Origin of the sequence: Providencia sp. PROV208 (assembly GCF_028479465.1) — a bacterium.
Lineage (GTDB): Bacteria > Pseudomonadota > Gammaproteobacteria > Enterobacterales > Enterobacteriaceae > Providencia > Providencia alcalifaciens.
In genome coordinates, this window is sequence record NZ_JAMPNS010000009.1 from 1 (window position 1) to 16,640 (window position 16,640).

Genomic DNA, 16,640 nt, shown 5'->3' on the forward strand with positions numbered 1-16,640 from the left:
GCTTCCGCTTCTTGACGCTCAGTCTCGGCTTTCTCTTCTGCTAAACGGGCAGCTTCAGCGGCTTGATACTCACGCTCGGCTTTTTCTTCAGCATCTTTGATAGCCTCTAATTCAGCTTGATGCTGACGTTCGGCTGCTTCTTCCGCGGCTTTAATCGCCGCTTGTTCGATTTGATATTGGCGCTCAGCCTCTTCCTCAATCTTACGTAAAGCCTGAGCTTCTAACACCTCTCGAGCGGCTTTTTCTTCTGCAATACGAGCATCTGCTGCGGCTTGGCGCTCTTGTTCCGCTTTTTCTGCTGCAATGCGCATCGCATCTAAGTGAGCTTGATGCTGACGTTCAGCGTCTTCCGCAGCGGCTGTAATTGCAGCTTGCTCCGCTTGGTATTGACGCTCAGCTTCATCTTCCGCCGCTTTAATCGCATCTTCTTCCACTTGATGCTGACGCTCAGCTTCTAACCTAGCGGCTTCGTCTTGCTTCGCGTTATGGGCTACGTCATTTTTGTGTTCGACATCCGGTTTCTGAGTTTCTTCTTCACTTTTACGACCAAATCCCAACCATGAGAAAAAGCCTTTTTTCTTATCTTTAGCCATCAGCCACTACACTCCTCGCGGTAAAAACATGGCGTTTAAAAATTAAATCGCAATAAAATTACATGCAGTCTATCATTTCATCGCGCAGCAACACATATCTGAAAGAAAAATCATGACAATTTATTCTTATTTTTCTGTTAAAACCGTGAAACCGAAGCGCTACAATAGTCCCCAATAATTTATACATTCCTCAGTGAACTAAACAACTATACATATTATGGCAAAAAAACCACAAACAGCCTCTTTAGGGCAAATACGTGTCATTGGTGGTAAATGGCGTGGGCGAAAACTGCCTGTGCGTGATAGTGAGGGCTTACGTCCTACTACTGACCGCATTAAAGAAACGCTCTTTAATTGGTTAATGCCAGTCATCCGAGATGCTCGCTGCCTCGATTGTTTCGCCGGCAGTGGTGCTTTAGGTTTTGAAGCGCTATCTCGCTTTGCCGAGCACGTCACATTTATTGAGCTGGATAAACAAAACGCCAAACTGTTAAGCGAAAATAAAGTTCGTTTAAATGCGGATAACGCTACTGTGCTCAATAACAGTAGCCTCACTGTCCTCAGCCAAGTGGGTACACCTTTTGATGTCGTGTTTATCGACCCGCCATTTCGTAAAGGTTTACTCAGCCAAACTATCGAGCTACTCGAACAAAATCAGTGGCTCGCAGATGAAAGCTGGATTTATGTAGAGTCAGAAGCTGAGTTACCACTTACTGACATTCCCGCAAGCTGGCAGCTACACCGAGAAAAAGTAGCAGGTCAGGTTGCCTATCGTTTATTTATTCGTCAATCTGTTTATTCATCAAGTATGCAGGGAGAAAAAGATGCTGATTAATATTGGACGTCTGCTCATGATTTGTGTTTGGGGTTTCATGATCTTTAATATTGTTCACCCATTCCCTAAGCCATTGAAATATTTTATGGATATCGCAATGGTCTTTATGATTTTCATGCATGCCTTGCAGACAATCTTCCTGAAAGCTAGCTTACCGAAAGATCAAAAATTAACAGGTTTACAGCAGACTAAAATTTTCTTCTTTGGTGTGTTTGAAATGCTCGCCATGCATAAGAAAACCAAAGCGGCAATCGAGGCCGCTAAGAAAAAATAATGGTTATTCAGTCGGTTCAAAGCGAATAAATCGCGTGCCTTGTAACGTCAGCTTACCTTTAGTACCTAACGTAACATCTTGGTATTGCTGTTCGCTGACGATCACTTTAATGGTTTCTCCAGAAGCTTGGGTCTGAAAATAAATTTCATAGCGAAAAGTTTCAGGGGACACCACATCCCGCTCTCGAGAGCGCATATTGGGATAAGGATAATCTTTTTTCTCTTTAACAAGAACTAACTGGCTGACAGGCAATGAATTATCGTTAATTTCATTCTGTTTCTTTTGGTCAAAAAAACGTTTTGTCGCGAATACCGCGATAATAGCGAGAACAATAATTAAGAGAATTGGCTTATTCATAATTTGTATATTTAGCTTAGAATAATCATAAGTATATACCCTCTCTCACTCAAATTGCAGATAAACGCCATACAATTTGAGCAAGACGCGGTATAGTTTATTGATTCATCTGAAATCGCTATCAGTGATTTTTCTTTTCCAGAAGCTTTTAAGGATATGTGTATGATTAGTTGGCCATTCCTCGCTGTTTTATTTTCTGGCTGGCTGTATGTTGATGCAGCCTATCGTGGTCCTGAGTGGCAACGTTGGTTATTTCGCCCTATCACTCTGCTTCTTTTATTATTCTGGGGATGGAGTTCCGACGACTTAAATGCGCAAACCTACCTGATTTTAGGTGGTTTAGTGCTTTCTTTAGTTGCTGACCTTTCGAGAATGTTTTCTAGTGAACACTTGCTTACATCTTTAGGACTGATGTTCTTAAGCTATTTGGTCTATACCATTAGCTTCGGAATGCAATTTAACTTTGGTTTGTACCTGCCTTGGCTTATTGTTCCAATTGCTATCGCTGCGGTCACTTTTATATTCATTTGGGGAAAACTGGAGAGCCAACAACCTGTTGTTTTTGCGTCTATTATCATGAGTATGATTATGATGTGGGTTGCAGGAGATCAATATTTTGGCTTAGGTAGAGAGTTTAATTTCTCCATTATGGTGGGAGCCTCTATGTTGTTTTTATCTCACTGTATCTGGTTAATTGCGCATTTCCGTTTCCCATTCAAAGCCTCTAAAGCCGTTGTTGCCGCCTTCTATTTCCTTGGTCAATTCTTTATTGTTCGTGCCATTTACCTATAACACTTCGCCAATTGATAAAACGTGCTATTTGAGAATTTTATCAATTGGCGCCCCCTTTTTCATTTGACTCTAGAGTCTACTCTAGAGTGTAGACTTAACTCTAATTAGAGAACATGGTTAAAAACGCATTTAGAAAAAGGGGGCGCTTATGCACTCACACTCTCATAAAGATACCCATGCACATAAGACATCTTGCTGCTCTGGCAATAGCTGTTCTTCAACAACAGTAGAGAATAGCAAAAATGTCAGTCATGACTCATCTTCCCATGAACATAGTCATGATGATAAAAGTCATGCGCACGATGATGATGAAACATCCCATCAACATGGTAGCTGCTGCAATTCAGCACCCGCAGCTAATGATGATGTCGAACCAACACAAACCGCCAAACAACGTTTTAGTTGGATTGTGAGGGGAATGGATTGCCCTAGTTGTGCCGCTAAAATCGAAAATGCGATTACCCAAATTCGCGAAGTCGCTCAAGCAAAAGTGCTATTCGCCACTGAAAAATTGGTTGTTGATGCGGATAAAGACGTCACCGCAATCGTCCGCTCAACGGTCGAGGCTGCAGGTTATGAATTACATGATGTGGGCAGCAATAGCGCCGCATCTACGCCACCAAGCTTACTGAGTGAAGCAAAACCGGTCATTATTTTAGCTATCTTAATGGCAATCAGCTGGGGATTAGAGTTTGTTAATCCGCAACTCGGTAACGTGGCTTTTATCTTAACAACGTTATTTGGGTTATACCCTATTGCGCGTAAATCGCTACGTTTAATTCGCACCGGTTCGCCATTCGCCATTGAAACCTTGATGACCGTTGCCGCTGTTGGGGCAATCTTTATTCAAGCGACAGAAGAAGCCGCCATGGTTATCTTACTGTTTATGTTGGGTGAAATGCTTGAATCCTACTCTGCGGGGCGCGCTCGACGTGGAGTCAGCGCATTAATGGCCTTAGTGCCTGAAGACGCAGTGCTTATCAAAGATGGGCAAAAAACATCCGTTCCTGTCGCACAGTTACGCCCTGGGGATATCATTGAAATCGCTCCAGGTGGTCGACTTCCTACTGATGCAGTACTGGTCTCTGGCTTTGCCAGCTTTGATGAAAGCGCATTAACTGGGGAATCAGTGCCTGTTGAGCGCAGTGCTGGTGAAAAAGTTGCCGCAGGCTGTTTATCTGTCGACAAAGCGGTGCAAATGGAAGTGGTATCAGAACAAGGTCAAAATGCTATCGACCGCATCTTGCAACTGATTGAAGAGGCGGAAGAACGTCGCGCACCGATTGAACGATTCATCGACCGCTTTAGCCGTATTTACACCCCAATTATCATGCTGATTTCAGCCTTGGTTATTGTCATTCCACCACTGTTTTTCAGCGCAGCGTGGGACACATGGATTTATCGTGGTCTGACTCTGCTGTTAATTGGTTGCCCTTGCGCACTCGTGATTTCAACCCCCGCTGCAATTACCTCAGCACTGGCAACAGCAACGCGACGTGGCGCCCTTATTAAAGGTGGCGCAGCGCTAGAGCAACTGGGCACTGTCACTACGATTGCGCTGGATAAAACCGGTACATTAACAGAAGGCAAACCCCATGTTACGGATGTCGTCCCAGTTGAAGGTATGAGTGAAAGCGAGTTAATTCGTATCACTGCATCGGTTGAAGTCGGCTCTCACCATCCGCTCGCTAAAGCGATTGTTAACAAAGCTGAAGAATTATCTATCACTGTTGAAGAAGCGTTAGAGCGTAAAGCACTGGCAGGTAAAGGAGTTGAAGGTTCCTTTAATGGCAAACAAGTGTTAGTCAGTGCACCCTCGAGGGTAGAACCACCATTAAACAGCCAGTGGCAAGCAAAAGTGGAAGCGTTAGAAGCCCAAGGTAAGACGGTTGTCGTGACTCTCGAAGATAACCACGTTATCGGCTTAACCGCTCTGCAAGATACCTTACGTAGCGATGCAGCTGACGCAATGGAGATGCTGAAATCACTGAATGTCAATGCGGTCATGTTAACTGGGGATAACCCTCGTGCGGCCAGCGCTATTGCCAATCAGCTTGGCATGGAATTCCGTGCGGGATTACTACCTGAAGATAAAGTCACCGCCGTCATGGAGCTTAATCGAAACCACAACACCATGATGGTGGGTGACGGTATCAATGATGCACCAGCTATGAAAGCTTCAAGCATTGGTGTTGCAATGGGTGGTGGTACTGACGTTGCTTTAGAAACTGCGGATGCAGCTTTAACCCACAACCGTTTGACTGGATTACCTGAAATCGTCGCATTATCCAGAGCCACACGGAAGATCATCCGCGAGAACATCACTATCGCCTTGGGTTTGAAAGCAGTTTTCTTGGTGACCAGCTTGTTAGGTATCACTGGATTATGGGTTGCCGTATTAGCGGATTCTGGCGCAACGGCATTAGTTACCGCCAACGCAGTTCGCTTACTGCGCGTGAAGCTGCCCGAAATCAAAAAATAGTATTTATTTAATTTGATATCTCGATGCCGTAATTATCATTATTACGGCGTTTTCTTATGTGTGGAAGATTTAAAATAATCAATTACAGCAAAGAGTTACATAAAACATTCACCAGCTGAATTTAGGACTAACTTTTCTCCCGCACACAAAAATATTGGGTAATATCTCGGTCATCGACAACATTTGATGAGTGTGGATATGACTAATAATGTAAGTTCAATACCTCATGATGCCGCCTTTAAAGGCTTTATGACAAAACAGAGCAATGCCCGAGATTTCTTTGAGCTTCATTTACCTGAGCAAATTAAACGCTTGTGCGATTTCGATACGCTAACCCTCATTAATTCAGCCTTTATTGATAGCAAACTGAGAACGCGGTTTTCCGATGTACTCTATTCCGTACAAACAAAAATGGGAGATAGCTATATCTATCTATTAGTCGAACATCAGTCAACACCTGACAAACTCATGGGCTGGCGTTTAATGCACTATGCATTCATGGCGATGAATCAGCATTTACAGCAAGGGCATAAAACCTTACCGCTCGTTGTCCCCATTTTGTTTTATCACGGGGAAACATCCCCTTACCCTTATGAAGAGGTATGGACGCAATGCTTACCCCACGCTGAAGTAGCCCATGCTCTGTATAGCAACCCTTTCCCGTTGGTGGATATCACTGTGGTTGAGGATACCGAAATAGTTAGTCACCGCAAAATCGCTGTGATGGAACTCGCAATGAAACACAAAAAATTACGAAATGACCACCAGAAGGTCACTGAGCACTTCGTTCAAATCTTAAACAGTCACTATAATGACAAAAATGACGTGATCACTATCTTGAATTACTTATTTATCATCATGGATTCCCCTTATTATACTTCCATTGTCGAGACATTAATCGACCAAGCCGAAAATCATCGAGGAGCTATTATGAATATTGCACAGCGGTTAAAAAATGAAGGTAAAATTGAAGGTAAAATTGAAGGTAAAATTGAGGGTAGAGTCGAAGGAAAAGAAGAAGGAAGAGAAGAAACGCTACAACAAATTGCTTTAAAAAGCTTACAGCTCGGATTCAGCGCCGATGTTATCAGCGAAATAACCGGCTTATCAATCAGTGAAATTCAAGCACTTAATTAAATCATTTATCAACAATAGCCCCATGCTAAGCAAAGAGGCTATCCAACATACCGAAATTGGGTCATTACAAACCGCTGTTTTTTTTGCGCAATAAATAACGATACGGCGCATTATCAGCGTCAACCGCCAACAACTCGTGCTCCATAAAGCGGCAGAAACCGGGGATATCACGGGTGGTTGCAGGGTCATCTGCAATAATCAGCAAAGTATCGCCATCCGCCATGTTACGTACTGTTTTACGCACTAGCATTACCGGTTCAGGACAGCGGAGTCCCAAGGTATCAAGGGTTTTGGTTGGATTGGAAAATAAATCAGACATAGCACCACATTCTCTTGGTCATCAATAGACTTATTGTAAAGCCGCACGCTGAAGATGAACAGTTTTGATTTTGTTGCGCAACGAGAGTATGATGCGCTCTTCCCAATTTAGGGATGTTATTCATGGGTTCCCTCACCCCATTGCGACTAAAAAGGTACAATATGTTTACGTTTACTCCGCAGCAAAAAGCCACTGCGTTAATTTGGCTATCGTTGTTCCATATTTTAATCATTACATCCAGCAACTACTTGGTGCAGTTACCCATCAATATTTTTGGGTTCCATACCACGTGGGGCGCGTTTACTTTTCCCTTTATCTTCCTTGCTACGGACTTAACCGTTCGCATCTATGGTGCACCGTTGGCTCGCCGTATTATTAGCGCTGTCATGCTGCCTGCCTTGTTAATTTCGTATGTCATTTCGGCTCTATTCTTCCAAGGTGAGTGGCAAGGTTTTGCCGCGACCATGACATTTAACCTGTTTGTTGCGCGTATTGCAGCAGCCAGTTTTATGGCTTATGTTCTTGGGCAAATTTTAGATGTCAGTGTATTTAACCGCCTGCGTCAAAACAAACGCTGGTTTGTGGCACCTGCCTGCGCCATGTTTTTTGGTAACCTGATTGATACGATTGCGTTTTTCTTTATCGCATTTTATCAAAGTAGCGATCCATTTATGGCGGCAAATTGGGTGGAAATCGCCCTCGTTGACTATGTATTCAAGCTGTTAATTTGTATGCTGTTCTTCTTACCGGCTTATGGTCTGTTATTGAATTTCATTTTGAAAACTTTTTTCGATACCACCAGCAAGAAGCAGTTATCTCCACAGCACTAAAATAAAAAAGGGAGATAAGTTTTCGCTTATCTCCCAAAGGGTTAACTTGATTAATACCTAACTACTATTCACATAACTCAACACAACAATAGATTATTCGAGCGCGCGAGCCAGCAATGAAATTGGGTGTTCACATTTCTTACTGGTGGACATTTCAATTTGCCATTTACAGGTTTCACAGTCGGTAATCACCATATCCGCACCGCTCTCTTCAATTTGACGGAACAGCCCAGCCCCAATACCTTGGGAAACTTCGTAGTTCTCTTTTTTGAATCCGTAAGTTCCTGCAATACCACAACATTGTGAATCTAAAACAATCAACTCCACGCCTGGCACACGCTTGATCAGTTCAAGGGTGTAGGACGTCCAACCCATTTTTTCCATATGGCATGGTGTGTGATAAGCCACTTTTAATGGTGTGTGTTTCAGTTTCAGCTCGCGCCCTTCTTCCAGAAGACGATAAATATAGCGAGTCGCTAATTCAATGTTATCGCGCATCTCCGAAGTATCAACATCCAGCACATGGGTATACTCATCACGAATGGTGAATGTGCAAGTTGAAGAAGTTGCAACCACCGGAATGTGTTTTTCTAAAATTGTCTCTTGGAGCGACTCTAAATTCACATTCGCTTGGCGTTTCGCTTGCTTCATAAATCCGTTTGCGATCAGTGCCACACCACAACATTTTTCACGTTTTAACAGCTGAACACCAATATTCATGCCATTAAAAACTTTGATTAAATCTTTACCCAACTGTGGATGGTTATAATTCACATAACAACCATGGAAAAAAGCCACTTGCTCTTCAAACTTCGCTTGTTCCGCGGCTTGTTTACCATACCAACGACGGAAAGTACCAAACGAGTATTTAGGCAGCTCACGACGATGGTCAATTTTTAAAGCTTTATCCAGAATTTGGCGAACGGGTTTTAAGCCAGTAATGGTATTTACTACAGGGGCAAATGGGGTCGATAAGGAACCCATAATGTCCGTATGGCTTAAAATCGCATCACGCAGTTTCGGTTTCTGCTGGCTATAGGTATTACGAGCGCGCGCAATAATGTCGCCAATCTTCACATCCGATGGGCAGGCCACTTCACAGCGTTTACAGTTAGTGCAGAATTTCAATGCATCATCGTACATCATCGGGTCTTTTAAGCGTAAACGCTCACCATCAGGACCCGCTTGTTTTGGTCCCGGATATAGTGGGTTCGCTTTTGCCACTGGGCAATAGGTGGTACAAACAGTGCATTTTATACAGCTTTCAAAGCTTGCATCTTGAATACTCATTGCGCCACCTCCGCCTGCATGGCTTTATCTTTAGCAAATTCATTCGCGATTTCATTCGCAGCATATAAGCCCGTGATCAGCGAAACCCCTGCACCACAGCCTTGAGTCAGTGGGTCAAAACCTCCTAACACAGCGCCCGCAATATGCAGATTTTCAATCGTCTCACCGTGTTTTTTACCCCGTAAATGGCTGTCAGTTTGCACACCGAACGCCATATAAGGCTGAGAAGCGAAAAACTCTTTATTTGTCCATGTGGCGCGATCGCCGATTTCACACAAATCTAAATGCATTAAAGGCTCATAAACTTGATCGAACTTCGCCACTAAACCGTTATTAAAGAAACTGCCTGTTGCCAACACAAAATGCTTGGCTTTCAACGAGATATTACCGTGATTACGGGTTTGAACAGACTCAATACGTGCGCCCACGAAATTCACGGATGTCACCTTATCGCCAGGCATCATAATCCCGCCTTGGCGACGGAATTGGCGTAATAGCATTTCATGAAGGCGAATACCTAATAAAGATGGCGGTAATGTTGGCAGTAAAAATAGCGGCTTCCCTAAGTGTTTCTGTAACTCTAGCATTGGTTCTTCACTGTCGAGACCAATACACGCAGGCATAAACACCGCATCCGCATTAGCGACTAGCGGGGCAATTTCTTCCACAATTTGCGCCATATTTTCAGGTCTATCTAACCAGCGAGCCACATTAATCGCGCGGAACTCGCTTGGGTTTTCCCTTAAGCGGTCAAGCAACGGTAAGTGAACATAGCACGCCTCCGCTTCGAGTCCTTGACGGTCTAACTCATCCGCCACCATTTGCGGTTGGAAATCAAGGAAACCTTCAATACCCACAACGGCGATTTTACCCAGTGCCATTTGTTGGTGAAGTGCCGTCGTGGGTACAGATTCAGGGCTCAGCCAAGTCATTCGTTTATGACCTAATGGCGTAATACGGTAATGATTTTCTTCACTTGAACCTTTGAAGTGCAAACCCGCTTGCTGCAATGTACTCTGTGCCAGCTGAGCCAGTTCAGAGACATTATCTGCGCCGATTAAACTGTACGGATGGTTTGGTGCTTGCTGTTTTAATGCCTCTAACATCGAGAGCGGTTTTTCGACCGGAACACCATCGGGAAGATGCGTTAATAAGTCCAATGAACCTGAAGAGAAATGCAACGCATTTTGCCCAGCACTCACAATAGCGCAAGAGAGCCCTGATTGAGTCAGACGAATTCCACAGATAAGACCAGCAAGGCCTCCGCCCATCACTACTGCATCATATTTCATTCTCTGCCTCCTTCTGAGCAGGCTGGCTCAATGTACTTTCATTCATGCCACATAATCCGTGATATACCCAACTGGTGAACTCGCTTTCACGCAAAGCATCCCCCCAAGCAATCGGTCTCACCCCTTTCCAACGCTCATTTAAGAAGTGCCCCAGTTGCTGCTCGGTTTCATGTGGTGTGGTGACGTTAAAACGATTGAGTAATCCAGCCGCGCGGCAAGCACAAAGCTCACCTTGGCACGTCCCCATACCCACACGGGTACGACGGCGTAAATCAAGCAAGTTGTTGACGGTTAAAGATTCCACCGCATAGCGAACCTCACCTGCCGTCACCGCTTCACACTCACACACTAAGCTTTTATCTAAACGGTTAGCGCTGAGGATCGCAGACGCCCTATCACCATGACGATAGACCGCAGAACCGCGAATAGGTGCAGGGATAGAAACCACATTACGCAACGCTTCTTCTGCGCTGTGTTGAGATCCTGGCAATGGCGCTTCAGCAGTAGTGCATGGTGTTGTGACACCCAGTTTTTCGCAGACTTTATTGGTCGCCCATTCCGCCATTAAGCGATAAGTCATTAACTTACCGCCAGTGATAGTGATGAAACCCTCTAAACCATCGCGTTTCGCGTGGTCGAGTAACACAATACCGCGGCTGACGTTACGGCCAGAAGGGTCATCATCACTCGCCACTAATGGGCGAACACCCGCATATGCGCGTAAAATGCGCGTTGTCGCTAATGCAGGGGATAGCATTGAACCTTCACGAATCAAAATATCCACTTCTTCTGGCGTGACATACATATTATCGATTTGGTCATACTCGATATGTGTCGATGTCGTACCAATCAACGAGATAGTGTCACCCGGCACAAGAATGTCCGCATCGGCAGGTTTGCGACAACGGTTAATCACCATATTATTAAGACGGTGACCTAAAATTAAGAGCGCCCCTTTCGCAGGGAACATTTTGATTTTCAGATCCGCGTATTCGGCAATTTTCTGTCCCCAAATTCCACCAGCATTGACGACAATTTGCGCATGAATATCGTACTGTCTTTTCGCTTGATGATCATAAACGGTGACACCGCGCACTTTATCCCCTTGGCGGATCAAGCCAATCACTTCATGGTAAGTCAGAACTTTAGCGCCGTGCTCGCGAGCATCTAACATATTGGCAGCAGTCAAACGAAAGGGATCGACGGTGCCATCCGGTACGCGAACCGCACCAATTAAACGCGGGTTGACTGAAGGCTCTAAACGAATAGCTTCCGCGGGATCAATCGCTTGAGCATCAATGCCAGCTGATTGACATGCAGTAATAAATTGCTGTTGGTATTCAAGACTATCTTCTGGCAGGGTAATAAAAAGCCCATCGGTTTTTTCAATACAATGATGAGCGATACGTTTCAGTATTTTATTTTCTTCTATACACTCTCTTGCCGATTCACTGTCAGTAACAGCATAGCGAGCACCGCTGTGTAATAAGCCATGGTTACGCCCTGTTGCACCTGTCGCAATATCATGCCGTTCCAGCAAAACTGCCTTTAATCCACGGCGAGCGCAGTCACGAGCGACCCCTGCGCCTGTTGCGCCACCACCGATAATGATGACATCCGTTTCAGTCACAGATGAGCCATTCATGTCGCATTCCTCACGTTAATCAATCTTCACTATTCGATAAGTATAGTTTCTATTTTTATAGTCTATAGTTAATATAAGCTCAAAAATGAGTCGAATGTTTGATAAGGAACAAAAACGAAAGCCATAGTTACATTTCAGGTACGAAAAAGCGCAAAACCGTGACTACCTTCACAAAATAATTCACAATTTTAGTTCCATTCCATTCACAAATCGCATTAACTATGCAGCCAGATAAACAAAATCAATAATTGTGCGTTAGATTACAGATAAAATGTTTTTTAACGATTAAGATTTAGCGCAATTAGAAAATAAAAGCGCCTAAAGAAACTCGATTGTTTTCGTTTTTGTTACTTCTCCCATAATAAACGCTCAACAACTTCACAACATAGGTGAAATGAAGAGCATATAACTACTGACATGCCATCGGAGGCTTTATGTTACGCATGTTTAAACCCGCCGCTCATATCGAGAGGCTGCCAGCGGATAAGATAGATCCCGTCTATCGTAAATTACGTTGGCAGATTTTCCTGGGGATTTTCTTCGGTTACGCAGCATACTACTTAGTTAGAAAGAACTTCGCCCTCGCAATGCCTTATCTCGTTGAACAAGGTTTCTCTAAAGGTGACCTTGGTTTCGCATTATCTGGGATTTCAATTGCCTATGGTTTCTCCAAATTTATCATGGGCTCATTTTCTGACCGTGCTAACCCTCGGTACTTCTTACCGGCAGGTTTGATCCTCGCTTCACTTGTCATGATATTCATGGGCTTCGTACCATGGGCAACGTCTAGCATCATGGTTATGTTCGTGCTGTTATTCTTATGTGGTTGGTTCCAAGGTATGGGTTGGCCTCCTTGTGGACGTACCATGGTTCACTGGTGGTCACAAAAAGAACGTGGCGGTATCGTCTCCGTTTGGAACTGTGCGCATAACGTCGGCGGTGGTCTGCCTCCATTACTGTTCCTGTTAGGTATGGCATGGTTTAACGACTGGAAAGCTGCGCTGTATATGCCAGCATTCGCCGCTATTTTAGTGGCAATGATTGCCTTCGCATTAATGCGTGATACTCCGCAATCTTGTGGTCTGCCACCAATTGAAGAGTACAAAAACGACTATCCAACAGACTATAAAGCCTCTGATGAAGAAGAATTAACCGCTAAAGCTATCTTCATGAAGTATGTATTCCCTAACAAACTTCTGTGGATGATTGCTATCGCTAACGTGTTCGTATACTTACTGCGTTACGGTGTTCTGGACTGGTCACCAACTTACCTGCGCGAAGTTAAACACTTCACAATGGATAAATCTTCATGGGCTTACTTCCTGTATGAATATGCGGGTATTCCAGGAACACTGCTGTGCGGTTGGATGTCGGATAAAGTCTTCCGTGGTAACCGTGGCGCGACAGGCGTGTTCTTCATGACCTTAGTGACTATTGCAACTATCGTCTTCTGGATGAACCCAGCGGGTAACCCAGGCGTTGATATGGCATGTATGTTGATTATCGGTTTCTTAATCTATGGTCCAGTCATGCTGATTGGTCTGCACGCTCTTGAGCTTGCACCTAAGAAAGCAGCGGGTACCGCCGCAGGCTTCACCGGTTTATTCGGTTATCTTGGTGGTTCTGTTGCCGCAAGTGCTATCGTCGGTTATACCGTGGACTACTTCGGTTGGAACGGCGGTTTTGCTGTGATGATCGGTGGTTCTGCACTGGCCGTTGTTTTACTGTTCATCGTTATGCTGAGCGAAAGTAAACATAAACGCGAACTCGCTAAAAACCAATAAGCCACCGCTTATGTTGAGTTGATTCGCTAGATTGATGGGTTATATCAAGAAAAGGATATAGCCCATTTTTTTACCCAAAATTTGTTATCGGCACCATTTTTTATCTGTAAAAGTATTTACTTATAAATTTATTTACCTAAAAAACTGTTTACCTATAAAGCTTTTTACCTACAAGTTTTTTACCTACAAACAATGAGTACCAAGGAGATTTACTGATGAATTTTCAATTAAAAACATTAGTCGCAAGTATGGTCTTAGTGATGTCAGTCTCTGCTGCTGCCGAAACGGCAGGTAAAGTGGTGATTGCCCATCGTGGTGCAAGTGGTTATTTACCTGAACATACCCTTCCAGCGAAAGCGATGGCGTATGCGCAAGGCGCGGATTTCCTCGAACAAGATTTAGTGATGACCAAAGATAATGAGCTGGTTGTACTTCATGACCATTATCTGGATCGCGTCACTGACGTAGCGGATAAGTTTCCAAATCGCGCACGTAAAGATGGTCGCTACTACGCCATCGACTTTACGCTGCCAGAAATTAAATCCCTGAAATTCACGGAAGGCTTTGACATTGTTGATGGCAAAAAAGTCCAAAGCTATCCGAACCGTTTCCCTATGGGTAAATCTGATTTCCGTGTTCACACCTTCCAAGAAGAGATTGAATTTATTCAAGGTTTGAACAAATCTACGGGTAAAAATATCGGTATCTACCCTGAAATTAAAGCCCCTTGGTTCCATCAACAAGAAGGCAAGGATATCACCAAGAAAACCTTAGAAGTCCTGAAAGAGTATGGCTATACCAACAAAGATTCTAACGTTTATCTGCAATCTTTCGACCCGATTGACTTAAAACGCATCAAAACGAAACTGATGCCAGAAATGGGGATGGATTTAAAACTGATCCAACTGATTGCTTACACCGATTGGGAAGAGACTCAAGAGCAGAAGCCAGACGGTACTTGGGTGAACTATAACTATGATTGGATGATGAAGCCGGGTGCGATGAAAGAGATTGCAACCTACGCAGACGGTATCGGCCCTGACTATCATATGCTCATTAGCGAAGATTCCACACCAACGAACATCAAAGTAAACGGAATGGTAAAAGAAGCTCACGCTAACCATATGGCGGTACATCCATTTACTATCCGTGTGGACAAACTGCCTAAGTACGCGAAAGATGGTCAGCAGTTATATGACATTATTTATAACCAAGCGGACGTTGATGGTGCCTTCACTGACTTCCCAGATTTAGGGGTTAAGTTTCTAGAGCAGCAAAAGCAGAAGTAACTCTCCCTCACTCTCTCGAGTCAATTGCACGTCAATGACTCGAGAGAGTCTTTTTAATCAGAATAACGACTCTCTTATTTAGACTTTAAGCCTGAATTTGATGCAATAAAAGCTGCGCTTCATTTTGCTGAGTAATAAGGCTGGGGTGTGGATATTCACACACAAGCGACAGCGCGACTACATGATGAGCCATTCCGCTCTTACCTAAAATAGCATCAATATCATAAAGTTGTACTGACAATTTCGCACCGCTATTTCTTGCTTTTCCTATGACGAACGCGATTTTAAAGATCTTAGCGCCAACACATTATCTTTATTGGGTAGTAATGACGATAATGCAATGCCTTCCTTTTCGGCTTGTTCCGTGTCAACCAGTAGTAATAGAAGCAAAGGCAGAAAGGTCACCAACCCAAGTTCATTTTATTTAGCTTAAGTCAAACAGAAGACCAGCAAATGAACTTGAAATCAACCATAATCTTCAAGAATGGGACTTATAGAAGAATTATCCGAAAGCATTTAATCCGTTTTTGGTAGAACGGGCAGGAAAGAAAAAGCACCTTCGTCAATCAATGATCAACGTTCAAGGTGCTTTTTAATGTCATAGATAGAAACTGAGTTTTAAGCAATCGTCACTGGGAACGCAATCACATCGCTAATTCGTTCGGCATTCAGTGCCAGCATGATTAAGCGGTCAACACCAACAGCCACACCGGAACATGCCGGTAAACCATGCTCAAGCGCGGCAAGTAAGTTTTCATCTATTGGCTGAACGGGTAATCCCATCGCGGCACGCTTGCGGTTATCCTGTTCGAAACGTTGGCGTTGTTCGCTCACATCGGTCAGCTCATGGAAACCATTTGCCAGCTCCATGCCTTTATAGTAAACCTCAAAACGTTCAGCAACGCGGTGATCTTCCGTGCTGATAACGGCTAATGACGCTTGAGTCGCTGGGAAATGGTACACCACCGCAGGTTTTTCTTTACCAATATGTGGTTCAACCCCCATCGTAAATAGCAATTGTAGTAACGTATCTCTGTCTTCTTCTTGATCCGCAACATTGCTTAAATCCAAACGGGCAGCCACTTCGCGTAATTCACTTTTTTCCGCAGATAAAGGATCGATATCTAAGTGACGTAAAAATGCTTGTTGGTAAGAGAGAAGCTCAGCGCTTTCACATTCCAACACTTGCTGTAGAAGGTCGTCGACTTCATTGATTAAGCGATACATATCAAAGTGTGGGCGGTACCATTCCAGCATCGTAAATTCAGGGTTATGGTGTCTTCCTGCTTCTTCATTACGAAAACTACGGCACATTTGATAGATAGGACCACTTCCTGCTGCCAGTAAACGTTTCATATGATATTCAGGGCTGGTCATTAGATATAAATTAATGCCCTGAGCAGCACCGGGTCCCACAAAGCGTGTCTCAAATGGAACAAGATGAATGTCAGTCACTGTCGCCTGACTCATTGCGGGTGTGTCTACCTCAAGTACACAGCGATCAGCGAAAAAACGTCTGATTTCCGCAACAATTTTTGCGCGCTGTAACAGGTTAGCGATGGGGGCTGTAGGCAGCCAATTCGCTACTTCACTCATTAAAATAACTCCAAAATAAACTTAGTTGTGCAGTGTACTCACCTCCCCCCTAACACACAATGGATTATTGTGGAAATTATGCTCTATATGAGTATCGATAGGGGATATGATTCAAGGCGAAAAAA

Annotated in this window: 15 protein-coding genes and 1 pseudogene; 8 read left to right on the forward strand and 8 right to left on the reverse strand. The window is 44.0% G+C overall.

Annotated features, from left to right (window positions below; genetic code table 11):
* A pseudogene (locus PR766_RS07695) lies at positions 1–593 on the reverse strand (signal recognition particle-docking protein FtsY); the annotation flags it as partial.
* Between the two features lie 217 nt (positions 594–810).
* On the opposite strand from PR766_RS07695, the gene rsmD reads away from it, so the two are divergent.
* Positions 811–1,428, forward strand: coding sequence for a 16S rRNA (guanine(966)-N(2))-methyltransferase (gene rsmD, locus PR766_RS07700; protein WP_006662877.1), 618 nt, complete (start codon positions 811–813; stop codon positions 1,426–1,428).
* The gene (locus PR766_RS07705) at positions 1,418–1,702 is read left to right on the forward strand and encodes a DUF1145 family protein (RefSeq protein ID WP_006659027.1); all 285 of its coding nucleotides are present in this window, start codon (positions 1,418–1,420) and stop codon (positions 1,700–1,702) included. Before rsmD ends, PR766_RS07705 begins: the two co-directional genes overlap by 11 nt.
* A gap of 3 nt (positions 1,703–1,705) precedes the next feature.
* On the opposite strand, the gene PR766_RS07710 is transcribed toward PR766_RS07705, so the two are convergent.
* Positions 1,706–2,059, reverse strand: coding sequence for a DUF2500 domain-containing protein (locus PR766_RS07710; protein ID WP_006659026.1), 354 nt, complete (start codon positions 2,057–2,059; stop codon positions 1,706–1,708).
* A 162-nt stretch (positions 2,060–2,221) separates the two neighbouring features.
* Here PR766_RS07710 and PR766_RS07715 point away from each other — a divergent pair, with 162 nt between their 5' ends.
* From PR766_RS07715 to PR766_RS07725, 3 genes are all read left to right on the forward strand, one after another.
* Positions 2,222–2,851, forward strand: a complete 630-nt coding sequence (locus PR766_RS07715) for a lysoplasmalogenase (RefSeq protein ID WP_006659025.1) — start codon at positions 2,222–2,224, stop codon at positions 2,849–2,851.
* Between the two features lie 148 nt (positions 2,852–2,999).
* Complete coding sequence (locus tag PR766_RS07720) at positions 3,000–5,333, forward strand: zinc/cadmium/mercury/lead-transporting ATPase (RefSeq protein WP_154636095.1); 2,334 nt, start codon at positions 3,000–3,002, stop codon at positions 5,331–5,333.
* Positions 5,334–5,531: 198 nt separating this feature from the next.
* Positions 5,532–6,470: an Rpn family recombination-promoting nuclease/putative transposase gene (locus PR766_RS07725; RefSeq protein WP_154636094.1), complete on the forward strand. Its 939-nt coding sequence runs from the start codon at positions 5,532–5,534 to the stop codon at positions 6,468–6,470.
* A gap of 64 nt (positions 6,471–6,534) precedes the next feature.
* Here the strand turns inward: PR766_RS07725 and tusA are convergent, their stop codons facing one another.
* Positions 6,535–6,789, reverse strand: a complete 255-nt coding sequence (gene tusA, locus PR766_RS07730) for a sulfurtransferase TusA (protein ID WP_006659021.1) — start codon at positions 6,787–6,789, stop codon at positions 6,535–6,537.
* A 161-nt stretch (positions 6,790–6,950) separates the two neighbouring features.
* On the opposite strand from tusA, the gene PR766_RS07735 reads away from it, so the two are divergent.
* Positions 6,951–7,619: a 7-cyano-7-deazaguanine/7-aminomethyl-7-deazaguanine transporter gene (locus tag PR766_RS07735; protein ID WP_006659020.1), complete on the forward strand. Its 669-nt coding sequence runs from the start codon at positions 6,951–6,953 to the stop codon at positions 7,617–7,619.
* Between the two features lie 93 nt (positions 7,620–7,712).
* Here the strand turns inward: PR766_RS07735 and glpC are convergent, their stop codons facing one another.
* The 3 genes from glpC to glpA are packed head-to-tail and all read right to left on the reverse strand — an operon-like array spanning position 7,713 to position 11,846.
* On the reverse strand, positions 7,713–8,909 hold the full coding sequence (gene glpC / locus PR766_RS07740; RefSeq protein WP_006659019.1) for an anaerobic glycerol-3-phosphate dehydrogenase subunit GlpC: 1,197 nt from the start codon (positions 8,907–8,909) through the stop codon (positions 7,713–7,715).
* Positions 8,906–10,201 (reverse strand): glycerol-3-phosphate dehydrogenase subunit GlpB, encoded by a 1,296-nt coding sequence (gene glpB, locus PR766_RS07745; RefSeq protein ID WP_036959915.1) that lies wholly within the window; start codon positions 10,199–10,201, stop codon positions 8,906–8,908. The genes glpC and glpB overlap by 4 nt, the downstream gene beginning before the upstream one ends.
* Positions 10,191–11,846 carry an anaerobic glycerol-3-phosphate dehydrogenase subunit A gene (gene glpA, locus PR766_RS07750; protein ID WP_036976096.1) on the reverse strand — a complete coding sequence of 552 codons (1,656 nt, stop codon included), beginning with the start codon at positions 11,844–11,846 and terminating at the stop codon, positions 10,191–10,193. Before glpA ends, glpB begins: the two co-directional genes overlap by 11 nt.
* Positions 11,847–12,280: 434 nt before the next feature.
* Between glpA and glpT the strand changes: the two genes are divergently transcribed.
* Both glpT and glpQ read left to right on the forward strand, forming a co-directional pair.
* The gene (gene glpT / locus PR766_RS07755; protein ID WP_006662870.1) at positions 12,281–13,630 is read left to right on the forward strand and encodes a glycerol-3-phosphate transporter; all 1,350 of its coding nucleotides are present in this window, start codon (positions 12,281–12,283) and stop codon (positions 13,628–13,630) included.
* Positions 13,631–13,845: 215 nt separating this feature from the next.
* Positions 13,846–14,919, forward strand: coding sequence for a glycerophosphodiester phosphodiesterase (glpQ, locus tag PR766_RS07760; RefSeq protein ID WP_006659015.1), 1,074 nt, complete (start codon positions 13,846–13,848; stop codon positions 14,917–14,919).
* 85 nt (positions 14,920–15,004) lie between these two features.
* Here the strand turns inward: glpQ and PR766_RS07765 are convergent, their stop codons facing one another.
* Together PR766_RS07765 and epmA are read right to left on the reverse strand one after the other, a co-directional pair.
* Positions 15,005–15,160, reverse strand: coding sequence for a hypothetical protein (locus PR766_RS07765; RefSeq protein WP_006659014.1), 156 nt, complete (start codon positions 15,158–15,160; stop codon positions 15,005–15,007).
* A 377-nt stretch (positions 15,161–15,537) separates the two neighbouring features.
* A complete protein-coding gene (gene epmA, locus PR766_RS07770; protein ID WP_006659013.1) occupies positions 15,538–16,515 on the reverse strand; it encodes an elongation factor P--(R)-beta-lysine ligase in 978 nt (325 codons plus the stop codon).
* Positions 16,516–16,640: the final 125 nt, after the last annotated feature.